14 protein-coding genes and 3 riboswitches are annotated in these 15,328 nt (G+C 45.1%); of the genes, 4 read left to right on the top strand and 10 right to left on the bottom strand.

Annotated elements, in window-relative coordinates:
- Positions 1-119 precede the first annotated feature (119 nt).
- The 5 genes from U2P91_RS01705 to U2P91_RS01685 all read right to left on the bottom strand — a co-directional run bounded on the left by U2P91_RS01705 (position 120) and on the right by U2P91_RS01685 (position 5,215).
- Complete coding sequence (locus tag U2P91_RS01705) at positions 120-839, bottom strand: amino acid ABC transporter ATP-binding protein (protein WP_322518941.1); 720 nt, start codon at positions 837-839, stop codon at positions 120-122.
- A gap of 9 nt (positions 840-848) precedes the next feature.
- Positions 849-1,538: an amino acid ABC transporter permease gene (locus U2P91_RS01700; RefSeq protein ID WP_111887452.1), complete on the bottom strand. Its 690-nt coding sequence runs from the start codon at positions 1,536-1,538 to the stop codon at positions 849-851.
- Positions 1,539-1,741: 203 nt separating this feature from the next.
- Positions 1,742-2,533 (bottom strand): transporter substrate-binding domain-containing protein, encoded by a 792-nt coding sequence (locus U2P91_RS01695; RefSeq protein WP_322518912.1) that lies wholly within the window; start codon positions 2,531-2,533, stop codon positions 1,742-1,744.
- A 683-nt stretch (positions 2,534-3,216) separates the two neighbouring features.
- Entirely contained in the window at positions 3,217-4,092 is an 876-nt protein-coding gene (locus U2P91_RS01690; protein ID WP_322518911.1) for a type II CAAX endopeptidase family protein, read from the bottom strand.
- 655 nt (positions 4,093-4,747) lie between these two features.
- Positions 4,748-5,215, bottom strand: coding sequence for a helix-turn-helix transcriptional regulator (locus U2P91_RS01685; RefSeq protein ID WP_322518910.1), 468 nt, complete (start codon positions 5,213-5,215; stop codon positions 4,748-4,750).
- A 266-nt stretch (positions 5,216-5,481) separates the two neighbouring features.
- On the opposite strand from U2P91_RS01685, the gene U2P91_RS01680 reads away from it, so the two are divergent.
- Together U2P91_RS01680 and U2P91_RS01675 are read left to right on the top strand one after the other, a co-directional pair.
- Positions 5,482-5,805 carry a cupin domain-containing protein gene (locus U2P91_RS01680; protein ID WP_322518909.1) on the top strand — a complete coding sequence of 108 codons (324 nt, stop codon included), beginning with the start codon at positions 5,482-5,484 and terminating at the stop codon, positions 5,803-5,805.
- 55 nt (positions 5,806-5,860) lie between these two features.
- Positions 5,861-6,820, top strand: a complete 960-nt coding sequence (locus tag U2P91_RS01675) for a D-2-hydroxyacid dehydrogenase (protein ID WP_322518908.1) — start codon at positions 5,861-5,863, stop codon at positions 6,818-6,820.
- Between the two features lie 86 nt (positions 6,821-6,906).
- Here the strand turns inward: U2P91_RS01675 and crcB are convergent, their stop codons facing one another.
- On the bottom strand, positions 6,907-7,266 hold the full coding sequence (crcB, locus tag U2P91_RS01670) for a fluoride efflux transporter CrcB (protein WP_322518907.1): 360 nt from the start codon (positions 7,264-7,266) through the stop codon (positions 6,907-6,909).
- A gap of 12 nt (positions 7,267-7,278) precedes the next feature.
- The gene (locus U2P91_RS01665) at positions 7,279-7,716 is read right to left on the bottom strand and encodes a fluoride efflux transporter FluC (RefSeq protein WP_303868377.1); all 438 of its coding nucleotides are present in this window, start codon (positions 7,714-7,716) and stop codon (positions 7,279-7,281) included.
- 108 nt (positions 7,717-7,824) lie between these two features.
- Positions 7,825-7,884, bottom strand: a riboswitch (Fluoride riboswitch).
- A gap of 141 nt (positions 7,885-8,025) precedes the next feature.
- A riboswitch (Fluoride riboswitch) is annotated at positions 8,026-8,096 on the top strand.
- Positions 8,097-8,187: 91 nt separating this feature from the next.
- Between U2P91_RS01665 and U2P91_RS01660 the strand changes: the two genes are divergently transcribed.
- Positions 8,188-9,867: a dynamin family protein gene (locus U2P91_RS01660; RefSeq protein ID WP_322518906.1), complete on the top strand. Its 1,680-nt coding sequence runs from the start codon at positions 8,188-8,190 to the stop codon at positions 9,865-9,867.
- 163 nt (positions 9,868-10,030) lie between these two features.
- On the opposite strand, the gene U2P91_RS01655 is transcribed toward U2P91_RS01660, so the two are convergent.
- Positions 10,031-10,897, bottom strand: coding sequence for a formate/nitrite transporter family protein (locus U2P91_RS01655; RefSeq protein ID WP_322518905.1), 867 nt, complete (start codon positions 10,895-10,897; stop codon positions 10,031-10,033).
- 316 nt (positions 10,898-11,213) lie between these two features.
- A riboswitch (molybdenum cofactor riboswitch) is annotated at positions 11,214-11,330 on the bottom strand.
- A gap of 163 nt (positions 11,331-11,493) precedes the next feature.
- Between U2P91_RS01655 and gshAB the strand changes: the two genes are divergently transcribed.
- On the top strand, positions 11,494-12,483 hold the full coding sequence (gene gshAB / locus U2P91_RS01650; protein ID WP_322518904.1) for a bifunctional glutamate--cysteine ligase GshA/glutathione synthetase GshB: 990 nt from the start codon (positions 11,494-11,496) through the stop codon (positions 12,481-12,483).
- Positions 12,484-12,789: 306 nt separating this feature from the next.
- Here gshAB and cooS read toward each other — a convergent pair whose 3' ends face one another.
- Together cooS and U2P91_RS01640 are read right to left on the bottom strand one after the other, a co-directional pair.
- Complete coding sequence (cooS, locus tag U2P91_RS01645) at positions 12,790-14,733, bottom strand: anaerobic carbon-monoxide dehydrogenase catalytic subunit (protein WP_322518903.1); 1,944 nt, start codon at positions 14,731-14,733, stop codon at positions 12,790-12,792.
- Positions 14,734-14,785: 52 nt separating this feature from the next.
- Complete coding sequence (locus U2P91_RS01640) at positions 14,786-15,253, bottom strand: 4Fe-4S dicluster domain-containing protein (RefSeq protein ID WP_303870245.1); 468 nt, start codon at positions 15,251-15,253, stop codon at positions 14,786-14,788.
- Positions 15,254-15,328 lie beyond the last annotated feature (75 nt).

Here is a 15,328-nt window from a genome sequence, read left to right as displayed (position 1 = left end):
ATTTCCTCCTCTGATATTTCTGATTAAAATTTGTGATACATTCAGTATAACACTTAATCCCAGCCAGATCAAAAAAGATAGTTTAAAGAGTGGTCTCAGGTGTATTGGCAAAAAGCGATTTATGCTAAAATTTGTCCCAGAAAGCTCTGTAGCCGTTCATTTTTGGGGTGATCAAAAATTTCTTCGGGAGGACCTTCTTCAGCAATTTGACCTTCAGAAATAAAGATGACGCGATCGGCTACCTCTTTGGCAAATCCCATTTCATGGGTAACAATAATCATGGTTCGGCCTTCTTTGGCAAGGTCATTCATAACGCCCAATACCTCTCCAACCAGCTCAGGGTCCAGGGCCGAGGTGGGTTCGTCAAATAAGATGACCTTTGGTTCCATCGCCAGGGAGCGGGCAATGGCCACCCGTTGCTGCTGTCCACCGGAAAGCATCGCTGGGTATTCGTCGGCCTTATCCAGCAGGTTAACCTTCTCAAGCAGGTCCATTGCAAGGCCTCGCGCCTTCTTCTTATCCATTTTTTTAACGGTGACGGGGCCTTCCATCACGTTCTGAATAACCGTCATATGGGGAAAAAGGTTGAAACGCTGAAAGACCATCCCAACCTTTTGACGGATGGCATTGATATCTTTTGATGTGACCAATTCGCCGTCGATGTAGATTTCACCCTCGTTTTTTTCTTCCAGGAAATTGATACAACGCAGTAGGGTACTTTTTCCCGATCCACTCGATCCAATCAAACAGACGACCTCGCTTTCGTCGACGGTTAAATCGATTCCGCGCAGGACTTCCAGTTCACCAAAATATTTATGTAAGTTTTTAATTTCGATCATGCTCATTGTTTACCTCTCATTTACTTTCAACTTTTGTTCGACTTTACTAAGGAGTTTAGTTAGTCCCATGGTGATAATCAGGTAGTACACCCCAGCGGTGAAATAAATCGGGAATACATTAAAGGTGGCGGCACCAAACTGACGGGCCAGCAGCATGGTTTCGGTGATCGTGATAACACTGGCCAGGGAAGAGTCCTTGACTGCAATGATAAACTGATTGCCCAAAGCTGGTACTGATCGCTTAAACGCCTGGGGTAACACAACCCGTTTCATGGCTTGCCATTTGGTCATTCCCAGAGACCGGGCAGCTTCCCGCTGACCATAGTCGATGGATTCAATAGAACCCCGGAAAATTTCACTGATATAGGCACCGTTATGCAGGGCCAGAGCAATAACCGCAGAGGGGAAACTGTCAATCATGATTCCCATACTGGGGAGCCCATAAAAAATAAAGTACAATTGGAGTAAAAGGGGCGTTCCCCGAACAACGGTGATATAGACGTCCATTATTTTTTTTAACCACTTATATTTGGTCAGTTTTAAAACCGCAACCACCAGACCGATGACCATCCCCAGTATGATGGAGAAAAACGCCAGTTCCAGCGTTAATATAACGCCGGGAATAAACTTAGGGGCAAATTCGACAACGGTTTTAAAGAATTCGATACTATTGTTTGCCAGATTTATGATCGCATCCATAGGATACCTCCTGTTTTTTTTAATAATTACTAATTAGTATACCCATAAAATGATGACATCCGTATCCTCTCGACAAAAAAATACGGATGTCACAGTTTTTTAATTTAGTTAAATTTTGATTAGAAATTTATTTAAATACGGACTGGGGTTTAAAGGAATTCAGGCAGCTCGGAAGAGTTCCGGACTGCCTGACTACAAAATTTTTATTTTTCAAGAATGTTCATTCCGAACCAGCGGTTACTAATTTCTGCATAGGTGCCATCTTCAATAATGGCTGCCAGGGCAGTATTAACTGCTTTCAATAACTCCGTATCATCCTGACGAATGGCAATGGCGATGTTTTCGGTATAAAGTAAATCACCAACTGGTTCAATTGCTACCCCATAGTCAATTGGGGCTCGAGCACCAACAACCTTGCTGGTAACGAGTCCATCAGAACGACCCTGATCGACACTTTTGAAATTATCGACATCGCTTTGGAATTGAAGAATTTCAGCAATGTTTTCCATCCCATCCAGATATTCATGGAAGGTGGTACCAGTAACGACTCCAACCTTGCCATTTTCTAATTCAGTAATGCTGTTTAATCCAGAACCTGCTTTGGCAAAAAACTGAGCGCCATCATAGTAGTACGGATCGCTAAAACTAACCTCTTTAAGTCGGTCTTCAGTAACAGCCATACTACCAATGATCATATCAAAACGATTGCCGGTAAGTCCGCCAATGATGCCGTCCCATTCCACGGTAATGGGTTTAGCAGTAACGCCCATTTTTTCAGCGAGAGCATGAGCAATTTCGATATCAAATCCAGCCAGTTCACCATTCTCATCGATATAATTAAATGGTGGATAGGCGCCAGTCATGGCAAAAGTCATTTCACCACTGTCCATAATCTTTGAATAGGTGGTTTCATCACCGGATGATCCGGTACATCCGCTGAGAACTAAGGTCAGTAAAACACCGACAGTCATCATAATTAATTGTTTCTTTTTCATTTCTTCCTCCTTGTTTTGGCTAATCGAAAACAAAGTTCTTTTCGATATTTTTATAGCCAGTTGGTATTGATTTATATTCAACGGGATTAGTACATCCAATAACAGATTACTAAAGCCCGGAATGTCTTGAGTAGATGGATTAGGCGTAATTGGTATAAGTGTGCCAATAAATTGATATAAAAAAAGGGCACTCTAACTCTGTTAATACAGAGTTAGAGTGCCCTAGCTTCGCTATAAAATAACTCACAATATACCATTTATGGCAAAATTGCCCAATAGTATAGTGTATGACCTCACGATCCTACACAAGCCCCAGTTCCATAAAATGTTTTTCGATACAGATTTCATTTATTAAACTCTTAGCTTACATATTTCCACGTTTTAGAACACGTAAATAAGCTCACCAAAAAAACTACTCAAAGTATATACTTCACAACTTTATTGAGTATATTATATCAAATCTCTATGATTATGTCAACTTAAAATCAGTATTTAGCTTGATCTCAGGGAAAGTTCGAATATTAAATAAGGCTTAGTTCTTCAAAATGTGTGTTTAGTCAGCGTAAATTCAGCAAGGAAATCGTTAAGTATTATTTAAGAAAGTATCAGCCAATAATAAAATAAACGGTAAAATACGAGTAAAATATTATTTAAAAGAAATCGAGAACACGTTTTCGCTGAGGTTACTCTTGTCGTTGTGATTGTTGTCTCCCGATCGATATAAAACAGAGGGCTCCAGTTAGGATAAATCCTATACCGCCGATAATGCCAACAGGTAGTGGTCCAATAAAGGGGCTGGGGGTTCCCGCCGTTACAAAAACAGAGACTGCAGCCATACCGTTAAGGGAGCCATGGGCGATTGAAGCGGGGAGAAAGCTCTTGGTTTTTATGGCCAGATAGGAGAAGAAAGAACCGACAAATAAACAGAAGACAACCATCGCCAGAATACCGCCCCAGGGAGCGGTGGGATAGCCCGTCCCATAATTATGACCCATTGCAATAATGGGTGCATGCCATAAACCCCAGATGATACCGGAAATAACAATAGATACCCGGGGACTGTACATTTCCATCAGTTTTGGCAGCAAATAACCTCGCCAGCCGATTTCCTCACCGGAGGTAGTGATGATGTTCAGTAGCGGGCTTAAAAAAATTCCCAACGCCAGCTGGGCGATAAAGATGGTAAATAGGGTACCTTCTGGCAGGGATACACCCTGTGCCGCATAGAGGCTGGCCATCTGATTCATGGTGGGGTCAAACTGACTGGGGAACAGCAGAAAATAGATCAGTGCGCCCAATGCAATCAGCAGCGCCGGGCCAAACCAGGCGATCAGATAATAGCGGACATTACCTCTCAGATGGGGCTTGAGCCCAAAATCTTTAAACCCTTCTCTGGTAATTAGCCGGGTTGCCACCACTGAAATAGCCGGCATCAGCATTACCGCTGATAGAACAAAAATGCTATAGCTGCTGGCCAGCCCGCCATTGGCCATTAAAGCGAATTCCAGAGCCCAGGTCAGAAAAAAAGTTAATCCTAAAAATATTCCGAGTCGTTTCATTGATTGTCTCCTTTGTTAATTAAATGTGCTTCCAATTGTTTTATCAGATCCTGAAAGCGGCGATCCATTTTAATAAAGTCAAACTGGGGGTTTGCCACCAGGCCATCCAGCATGCTTTGTTTAATGACCTCTTCACTGCGAGGTGGGCCAACTCCCAGGTCAAATGTTTCAAACCAGGGCTGAATGGCGTCAAAATAGTCGTCACCGTGAAGGGCATAGGGGAAAAAGTCAGAAACACAGACCTTAGTATAGTCAGCCAGATAGGCCAGGGCGGTGTCGGCATCCTGATGACTGGCATAGACCTGAGCGGCGGCGTAATAAACCTGCGCCATGGTATTAGGGTGGAGGGCATCCAGATCATAGAGCTCGGCCACCCCCAGGGTGCGGGTCAGAATTGTTTCGACCCGGGTAAGATCACCGGCATTCAACATCAGATAAGCGGAGGCCGTCGAAACCAGAAACAGCAAATGTTGGTAGCTGCTGATCTGTAGCACCTGTTTGGCTTTATCCGGGTTACCGGCCATCTGATAGGCCTGGGCCAGCATTTCGGTATCGGTGGGGAAGGGGCGGACAGTTTCACCCAGCAGTTCCATAACCTGTGCCGGCTGGTTGAGCATCAGATAGCAGGTGCCTTCAATTGCGATCGCATCCCGGGTCAGGTTCCGGTCATCGCTTTCGGCTCTGATCCGCTGGCACAGCGTGACGGCCTGATCCAGAATCGTCTTGGCGCTTTCGGGATCGGCGGCCAGCATATGATGGTTGGCCAGGAGCACCGCCATCTGCAGCAACAGCGGAAAACAGGAGTAGTATTTTTGATGATCGTTTCGCATTCGGCCAGCACCTCAGCTACCGGTCTGGTCGCAAAATCATCAGCCAGCCGATGATAGAGCGCTTTGATATCTGCCGCTGTCAGCTGCGGGGAATAACCCATCAGATCATCGATGCTGATATTAAAATAAGCGCTAAGCTGGGGTAGCAAGGTAATATCCGGGTAGCTCTGGCCGGTTTCCCATTTAGAAACCGAGGCCTTGGAAACCCTGATATAGGCAGCCAGATCTTCCTGGGTCAGGCCCTTTTCACGACGCCTGGCGACAATAATTTTACCAATATTAAGTTCTTTCATTTCATCACCTCACCCTGATTATAGAACCTTTGATAAAAAAGTACAATGGATTTGCAGTTGATTATGGTTGATAAAATCAACCATTGAGTGATTAAATTTAAGTTCTCCATTTTAAATGGCTATTAAACAACATGATCGGCTAAAAAACCCCTTGATCAAAGCTAAATAATACTGGTTTCAATCTTTTAAAACGGTGACACGCGGGTATATAACTAACATCGTATCATTTGAATGATGGCTGAAGTAAACAGAAAAGGAGAAAGACAATGGTTGAGCAGATTTATAAACTGACAGGCGGAGATGACAAGGTGGTTGAAAAGGTGATTCTCGATGAAAACCTTCATTATATGCATGTGATTATTAATCAGAGTGACGGATTCCCCGAGCACTATACCAATGCGGTGGTGTATATGACAGTGGTGCGGGGGATTGTCTCGCTACAACTGGATGACCAGGATTATTATGCCTATCCGGCGGGGACGGTTTTAAAAATACCCGTAAATACCAAAATGAATCTCAATAACTTCAACCCGGAGACTATGGAGCTGATTCTGATCAAGGCGCCGCCGCCGGATGTGCTGCCGGAGTAAAAGAGAAAGTGACAAAAGAGTGCATACAAAATCGTACAGAAAACAGGTGACCGAAATGAAGATAGTCGTTTTAGACGGATATACATTAAATCCCGGCGATCTCAGCTGGGAAAGTCTGGAAAAATTGGGGGCGTTAACGGTTTATGAGCGGACCACGGAAGCCGAGGTTTGCCAGCGGATTGGCGATGCGGAAATAATTTTGACCAATAAAACCCCGATCATCAAAGAAACCCTGGCCATCTGCCAACAGATTAAATATATTGGGGTGCTGGCCACCGGCTATAACGTGGTGGATGTGGCAGCCGCCAGTGGACAGGGTATTACCGTGACCAATATTCCCACCTATGGTACCTATGCGGTGTCGCAGTTTGCCATCGCGCTACTGATGGAACTGTGTCATCGGGTTGGCGATCATTCCGGGGCGGTGCTGGCCGGTGACTGGACCAATAACCCGGACTGGTGCTTCTGGAATTATCCGCTGATTGAACTCAGCGGAAAAACCATGGGGATCATTGGTTTTGGAAAAATCGGCCAGCGCACCGGTCACATTGCCCAGGCCCTGGGGATGAAGGTACTGGCTAATGACATCAATAAATATCCGGAGCTGGAATCGGAAAACTGCCAATATGTAACCCAGGACGAATTGTTAGCAGCCGCCGATGTGATCGTTCTCCACTGCCCATTGTTTGCCGAAACCCGGGGGATCATCAATGCCAAAAATATTGCTAAGATGAAGGATGGGGTCCTGATTATCAATAATTCCCGGGGCCAGCTGATTGTTGAAGAAGATCTTCGCGATGCCCTCAACAGTGGTAAGGTCGGCGGCGCCGCGGTCGATGTGGTATCCACCGAACCGATCAAACTGACCAACCCGTTGCTCCAGGCCAAAAACATCATTATCACGCCGCATATTTCCTGGGCGCCCCGGGAAAGCCGGCAGCGGCTGATGGACATTGCCGTTGATAATCTGGCCTGTTACCTGAAAGGTGAGCAGCGCAATGTGGTCAAGGTTTAGCGCTGGAATCGATTATTTTGCTAATAAAAAAACACATCATCGCCAGTTAAGGGCATTGATGTGTTTTTTTATGTTAAATTTTTTAGCTAACTGCTAAAAGCAGAAGAAATTACGAATCCGCCATAAAAAGCCAGAAAACTCAAGACCAGTGTGGCCAGCACATAGACAACAGCACTGAGGATCCGGTTATTCTGGAGCAGCACAAAGTCCTCAAACATAAAGGTGGAAAAGGTGGTGTAAGCCCCCAGAAAGCCTTCGGCAAATAAACCATAAAGCAGGGCTGAGATATCAAAACCGGTGACGACACCGAGAAGAAAGGCACCGGACACGTTAATGATAAAGGTCCCGACCGGAATGTGCTGGTGCCGGGAGGCAAAACGTTTGCCCAGGTAATAACGGGTGGTGCTGCCTAAAGCACCGCCGACAATGACGCATAAAGTTTCCATGAGTTGTTTTCCTTAATTGGTATCAATGCTGAATCGGGTTACCAGATTCAGGCCTACCGGATGTAAAATATGATGGCCGATCAGATGGCCCAGGTAAACAGCACCGACCCCCAGGATAATGGAGGCCGCCACATAGTAACAGAAAAAACGCAGGTAGCCGGCATCGAGAATATTCAGACTCTCTTTGCAGAAGGTTGAATAGGTGGTAAAGGCGCCCACCAATCCAGCGGTTAAGCCCAGCTTGACATCGGTGCTGATTCGTTCAGTTTTTGAGAAAACGGCATTGAGCATCCCCAATATCAGGCAGCCAATCAGGTTGATGACCAAAATCGTCAGGGCCAGATTGATCAGCTGATCCGCCGATTGAAAAAGAGTGGGGGCGTTTTTGAGCTCGAACCGCAACAGGGCGCCAACAGCGCCGCCAGCGGCGATAAAGTAATATTTTTTCATGATAGTCCTCCTGACTCAAGTGAACAAATAGTTTGACACGAAGGGTTTTATTTATCAGTTTTTGTAAGGGCGGGTAATTTCAGACAATAAAAAAACCTGCAGCATTATAATCCTGCAGGAGTCATCAGCTGGTACGCAATTCAGGTGAACTCCATCACCTTGTATGAAATAATGTTATCATGGAGCAATAATCGTGTCAACAAAAGGTGGAATGAAATCGAAATCAAAATTAAAATATGAATAATTGCCATCATATTTGGACAAATATGACAATTAGCGATTGAATTTTTCGACTGAATCGATTAAACTAATTAAACAGGTGATGAAGTTCGCCCTGGCTTTGGCCAAAATGCTGACACGCTGATGACTTCTGTTAATTATACAGGAGCATCGGCTTTTTTGATTTGTGCAAAAAACATTAAAATGAATACCAGCTGCAGTCAAAAGATCCGATGAAGAGAGGAATTGTGGATGAGCAAAAAAAATATGATGACAACGATTGATACTGTAACAGCTTTACTCCAGAGAACAGGGGTTAGTGAAGAAGACATCAGAAAAATCGAAAATCTAAAAACAAAAATTGCCAACCGGGAGCTGGTCATTTCTGTGATTGGCCAGTTCAAACGGGGTAAAACTTCGTTTATTAATGGGGTATTGGAGGCAGCGGTACTGCCGGTGGGGATCATTCCGGTGACCTCGGTGGCGACGCGCATCCAATATGGAAATGAGCTGGCTGAGGTTCATTTTAAAAGCGGGGAGAGTCAGACGGTGGCGCTGGAGCAGCTGGTGGGGTATATTGCCGAACAGCAGAACCCTAACAACCAGAAGGGGGTTTCTTTTGTCAATCTTTTTCTGCCCGATGATTTTCTCAAAGACGGCATCACCCTGGTGGATACTCCCGGGGTGGGATCGATTCATCAGAACAATACCGATGAAGCCTATGCCATTATGAAGGATAGCGACGCGATCATTTTTATGCTCTCGGTGGATAGTCCGATTAACGAAATCGAGCGGGAATTTTTGGTTGAGGCCAGAAATTACACTGCCAAATTCTATTTTGCGATTAATAAGATCGATACCATCAGCGAGGATGATCTGGAAATCTATCTGGCTTATTGCCATGAGATTCTCTGTGAGATTATGGCCGTGGATACCATTGAGCTGTTTGCCATCAGTGCCAAAACCAACGCGGGGATGGATACGCTGTTTGCAAAAATAGCGGCAGACATTACAGTTTCGGCCGATCAGATCATTGTCGAATCGGTGCAGATCAAATTTCGCGAGGTGCTGGGGGCGGCCCATTCCCATCTGGAGCTTTACCGCCGGGCTTATGGCATGCCCCTTAAAAGCCTGGAGGAAAAACGCAGCGAACTGGAAGAAAAGCTGGTCAATCTGGATCAGATTACCCGGGATTCCAGCTTTTATCTGCTACGCCACATTGATGAGTTACTGGAGCAGATTCGAGCAGAGTTACAGGATGGTTCCGTCGGCATTCGGGAAACTCTGACTGTGGCAATGGCAGCCACTTATCAAAAGAATCGGGAGATGAAGCCGAAAGAACTGGAAAAAGCGTTGATGACGCTGCTGGAAAAGCAGTTATCGGCCCAGCTCAATGACCTCAGCGAGCGGGGGCTAGCCAGTCTTGCGTTAGGATACGAACATCTGACCGAGCTGCTTAATCAGAAGATTGATGATCTCAAGGAATTTTTGCGCAAGGTGGTGGCGGAACTGTTCGGGATTAACTATCAGGTTGACACCATCGTCCATACGCTGTCCTCCCGGGATGATTTCTATGTCAAGGTTAATCAGAAACCGGCGGCCTTTCTGGTGGATATAAATGATCTGATTTACCTGATGCCCCGGGGTTACGCCAATAAAAAGATATACACCCGGTATCAGAACAAAATGTTGACTGACGTGGAGCACAATATCAATAACATGATTTATAATTATCAGTACAAGATCCGCGAGAGTGTCCGGGATTTTAAGGGCGTGCTGGAGCGGGAATCGCAGATATTGAAACAGGAACTCAGCGAGCTGGTCAATCGGGTCATTACTGACAAAGAAGATACCTCAAAGCGGCTGGGCGATAAAATCCGCGAGTTGGACGATATCTGTGAGCGCTTGATGATGCTGTTAAAAGAGCTTTAGTGGAAAGTAAAATTTATCAAGAGAAAACTCATTTTGCGATAATATCTGAGTTGATCAGATTAGTATTCGCAAGCAGTTGCGATAAAAAAGTCCAAACAGCTGAAGCAACTCAGTTGTCGGACTTTTTTGAGCGGATGGATCCGGTCTCATGGACGGGTATCAGTTATAGATCATCTTTTTTGCCGAAGTCTGATTTATAGATAAACCAGTAATATGCAGCCACCAGAAGGGCACCGCCGGCGATATTACCCAGAGTCACTGGTAGTTCGTTGTTTAGAAAAAAGGAGGTCCAATTGAGTGCATCCAGTTTTTCTTGGGTGACACCATTGGCCAGGGCAACTTCGACCCATTTTGGATTGGCTTTAGCTAATATCCCGGCCGGAATGTAATACATATTAGCCACACTGTGTTCAAAACCAGAGGTGATAAACAACCAGATGGGAAAAAAGATGGCCAGAATCTTGCCGGTAATGTCTTTAGCGGCAAAGGACATCCAGACAGCTAAACAGACCAGCCAGTTACACATAAGCCCTAAAAAGAAAGCTGACATAAACGGCATGGTGACTTTTCCGACGGCAATTTTGATGGTCATGGCACCCAGCAGGCTGTCACCGCTGTTGAACAGCCCACTCTGACTCATCATGTAGGCCAGAAAGACGCCACCGACCAGGTTTCCGATCCATACCAGTCCCCAATTAGTTAGCATTTGAGAGAGTCGGACTTTTTTGTCCAACACGGCGGCAGTGATCAGGGTCTGACCGGTGAACATTTCAGCACCGGCAATGATGACCAGCATCAGTCCGGTACCGAATATCGCTCCGGCAAGGCATTTGCCAAGTCCATAAGTCCCCGGATCTGCCAGTAGATTGAAAGCGGCCATATTGGAACCTTCTGATGCAAAGCCGATAAAAACACCGGCCAGTATTGCCAGCATGAATTCTTTTAAATAGGGGGTTGAGACTTTTTTTATCCCTGCGCCAATGGCAACGTCAACAATTTCCGATGGTGCAAAATATTTTTTGGTTTCCATAGTTCCTCCAAAGTTTTTTATTCTTTCATGATTTCCGATGATCTGAATCGTGGATAGAATAACTGGGTTAGGAAGAGTCTGATGTTAATGTGATTGATTCCATTAATTGAAACCTCCTTTCATCTGATGGTGCATAACAAGTCGGGGAAGCCACTTCCCCCGGAATCATTAAAACAAAAATAAAAAGAAGACCAGTTGGTCTTCTTAAATTAACGCAATCAAATCATAGCAAGCCGAAGCAAAATAAGCATACTGAAATAGAATAAAGCATACCAAATCAAAACAAGTATGCTAAATAAATCAGAATATTGCTTTGTGATTTGAAGAATTAACCCCTTCCCAACGTGGAGGCGCAAACGTTTCCATCTACACCCTATCGGCCTGATCCCATAGCAATGCTTTAGGTAATCAAGGCTCGGAGCTATCTTTCTATTTAGTTAAATAATTCACAAGCTCATTCTATACTGATGCTACAAAAATGTCAACAAAAATTGGATACTTTATTCAAAACAGACTGTTATCAATAGTTAAAACTGCTATAATAAAGAATCAAGACTTTATAGCCAGAGCTGCGGCGATAAAAAGGGAGAAGAGTGATGTTTGAAAAAAATGATAAAAAACTGGAATTATCAACGGCGATGCTGATTAACGCGGCCGAGCGCAGAGGGATTGCGGTTGAGATCCTGGATCTTGAAGACAATTTTATCCGGCTTAAAAAAGGCGATAAAATAGAGTATGTCAAACAGGCGACCCGGACATCAGCCGACACCTATATCGCACCGCTGATTATGGAGAATAAAGAAGTCACCAAGCTGGTGTTGCGTGAAAAGGGCATCAACGTGCCGGCCGGGATTAAGGTCAAATCGGCAGCCGAAGCGATGGTGTATTATGAAGAATTTCGGGGCAAAGATATTGTGGTGAAGCCCAAATCCTCGAACTTTGGGCTGGGGATTGTGATTCATAAGAATCTCCAGTGTGAAAGTTGCTACCAGATGGCAGTAATCCAGGCTTTCACTCATGATACCGCGGTGCTGATTGAAGAATTCATACCCGGCAAGGAGTATCGCTTTCTGGTTATCGGCGATGAGGTAGTGGGGATTCTTCATCGGGTTCCGGCCAATGTGGTGGGCGATGGGGTGCATACCATCGAAGCACTGGTAGCTGAGAAAAACCTGAATCCGCTGCGGGGTAAGGGCTATGTCACACCATTGGAGAAGCTGCGGTTGGACCACACTGAAATTGCCTTTCTCAGCGAGCAGTCTAAATCGATCGAGACCATTCCCGGCCCTGGCGAAACCGTCTATCTCCGGGAAAATTCCAATATCAGTACCGGCGGTGACAGCCTTGATTTTACCGATGAGATCATCGCTGCGTACAAAGCCATTGCTGTTAAAGCCGCGCAAGCGGTGGGCGCCAAAATCTGTGGCGCGGATATCATTATCCATGATATTCAAGAACCCCCCACTGACAACAATTACAGCATCATCGAACTGAACTTCAACCCGGCCCTGCATATTCATAATTATCCCTTTGTTGGCAAGAACCGCCATGTCGATGACAAGGTGCTGGATCTGCTGGGATTTTAAATGAATCTAAAAGTAAACTGCAGAATTCTAGATAACCGGTAAAACAGAATAAAATTGAGGAAATCCGTGGCCTGATCATGAACTGATAGGCCACGGCATTTTTTAACTTCTATAATGATATAGGGTGCGTTTTTTACCTGGATTATTGTTGTTTTCTTTTACAACTGCTACAGATTTTAAGGGACTGTAATTCTTCTTCAGAAATATCCGGTATTCTTTTTTTGATATAGTCCATTTTTATTGGCTTGATTTTACGACCACATACAGGACAGCTATCAATTTTGTTATAATCATCCTTAGAAATATTCAAGAAAGCACCTCGATATTGTTTGCGGAATCCAAACTGGAGTCCAGATTCAGACCCAGTCTTTTTTCTTCAATGATACTGATGATTTTGTCAGCCGCTTCTTCGGGATCTTCTTCAACCATGAAGTAACCGTCAACGATATTTTTTAATTCTGAGGTTAACACATTGGTTACCAGACTGCTTCCAGTAACAGGGGGCGCCAGACCAACGTGAAGAGGAATACCCAGGGTGACCACCCAGGAGCCGATAGCTATTGCTTTCTCACTCATGAGCTCCGGAGCTGAGGCAACCAACGGCAATTGATTTAAGTCGACGCCTAAACGGTTGGCAATAGCCACGGCCAGATCAATGCTTCTGACATTATCAACGCAGGATCCCATATGTAAAACTGGCGGTAATGGGGCATTTAAACCTGCTTCAAAGCCCAGAAAGGTCAAAACTTCTTTTAAAGTGTCACCGGCGTAATCTTCAGTTGCTTCGGAATTCATCAGCGCATTTTTGGCAAAAGCCCCAGCACCGCAGCCGGTTGCCAAGATTAAAATATTATGCTTCAGTAATTTCTGGGCCATGGTAACAAAATTATGATCCTGTTTGACTTTAACATTGTTGCATCCGGCAAAAAGGACAATGCCTCTGATCTTGCCATTGACAATATTTTCGATCAGCGGGCTTAGCGGATCTTCACTGTTGATTGAACCCAGCAGATCAATAATGGCTTCGGCACTGAAACCGGCGATGACCTTATTTTTTTCCGCCGGGATGGAAAGCCGATCATCATCTCTGTTCTTATAGGCATCGATTGCTTTTCGGATAATCAATTCAGCCTTTTTCAAACTGTCGCCACTGCCCAATTCAATATGGGTTACACCGGCAATTTTAGCATCGGGCATGGTTGTAATGAGCTCGGTATGATAGCAAGCAGATACCTTGGCGAGTGATGGCATTATACATTGGACATCAACAATCATGGCATCTAAAGCACCGGTTATTATTGCCAGTTCCTGGGACAGATAATTTGTGGCAAGGGGGATTCCGTGTCTGAGCAGAACTTCATTGCCGGTACAGCAAACGCCGACAATATTGATGCCATAGGTGGCGCCGGCTGCGACAGCTTCCGCCTGCATTTTATAGGCAACGTCGACGATGATTTCACTCAACAGGGGATTGTGACCATGGATGGCGATATTGACAGCATCTTTTCGGAGGACCCCCAGACTGGCCTGGCTAACCACCGGTTGCGGGGTTCCGAACAGAACGTCAGAAAGATTGGTCGCAACCTGCATCCCCGAATAATCGGCCAATGCACAGCGGAGACCGGCAAGCAAGATATTTACCGCATCAGCATCGGTTCCCACATGAGTTCGGGCCATGATATCACTGATGGAGCCATCAATATTACTGGTGGTGATGCCAAGTTTTTTTAATTTTTCCAGTCTGGCATCGGGAATCGTGTATTTAAGCCAGTTACAGATTTCTTCATCATCCATGCGACTGTAATCCATCAGGCTGTTGGCCGCCACAACGCCAGCCAGGGGGATCAAATCATTGCCATCGGTTTCGATGTTTAACTTATGAGCAATATTGCGCAGCTTGATCGCATCTTTGACCGAATAGATAGCGGTCTCGCCCCTGGCGACATGCATCAGGGTTTTGGCCACTTCTTTGCCATGAAGCGAGTGGGCTGATGTACCGGAAGCAATCATTCTGACCAGGTTTCTGGCAACGATAGTATCCGCTGAGGCGCCGCAGATACCGACACTGCGTTTTCTACCAAAGGGGTTGATCCGGCAGGGACCTTTCATGCAAATCCGGCAGCAGATGCCTTGTTCACCAAAGCCACACAGGGGTTTCATCTTTTCGTATCGTTGCCATACTAAATCTATTTCTTCGCTTTCAGCTTTTTCAATCAGACTCTGGTCGGAACAGTTATAACAATCATTCATAATTTTTCTCCTTCATTTCAATCTTCAACACAATCTTGGTAGAAACAACTCTTTAAACAAGCGCTAAAGCTTTGGTTGGACAAGCCGCATAACAGGCCGGTTCTTTGCCAACTGACTGCTGATCGAAGCATAGATCGCATTTGTGGGCAATTGTTTTTGTTTTATCACCGATTTTAAAACTACCCAGGGTGATTACACCATAAGGGCAGACCTGTTCGCAGATCCCACATCCCAGGCACTTATCCTTGTCCAGGATGATGACACCGTTTTCTTGGGAAATGGCATGAGCAGGACAAAGATCTTTGCAAAATGCCGCACTGCAATGTCGGCAGTATGCGGGTGTTTTGGTAAGGCCATTCTGGCCGACGAAAATGTTGGGAACAATCCTGATATTTCCCAGAATTCCTTCAGCTTGATACTGTGCAGCTTTTCTGGAAGAACAAGCTAATTCACAGTTTCGACACCCCATACATTGGGATGCATCCACCGCCAGGAATTTCAATTCTTTTGGTATGCACATATTTTCACCGCCTTTCAAATTTCAATTAAAAAATGTGGTCATTCCATAGTCAACGCAAATATCGTGCCAAAAAAA

This window comes from Acetobacterium sp. K1/6, assembly GCF_034438075.1.
GTDB classification, from domain to species: domain Bacteria; phylum Bacillota; class Clostridia; order Eubacteriales; family Eubacteriaceae; genus Acetobacterium; species Acetobacterium carbinolicum.
Note: the sequence above shows the minus strand (reverse complement) of the source record. Positions and strands in the feature narration are given on the sequence as shown.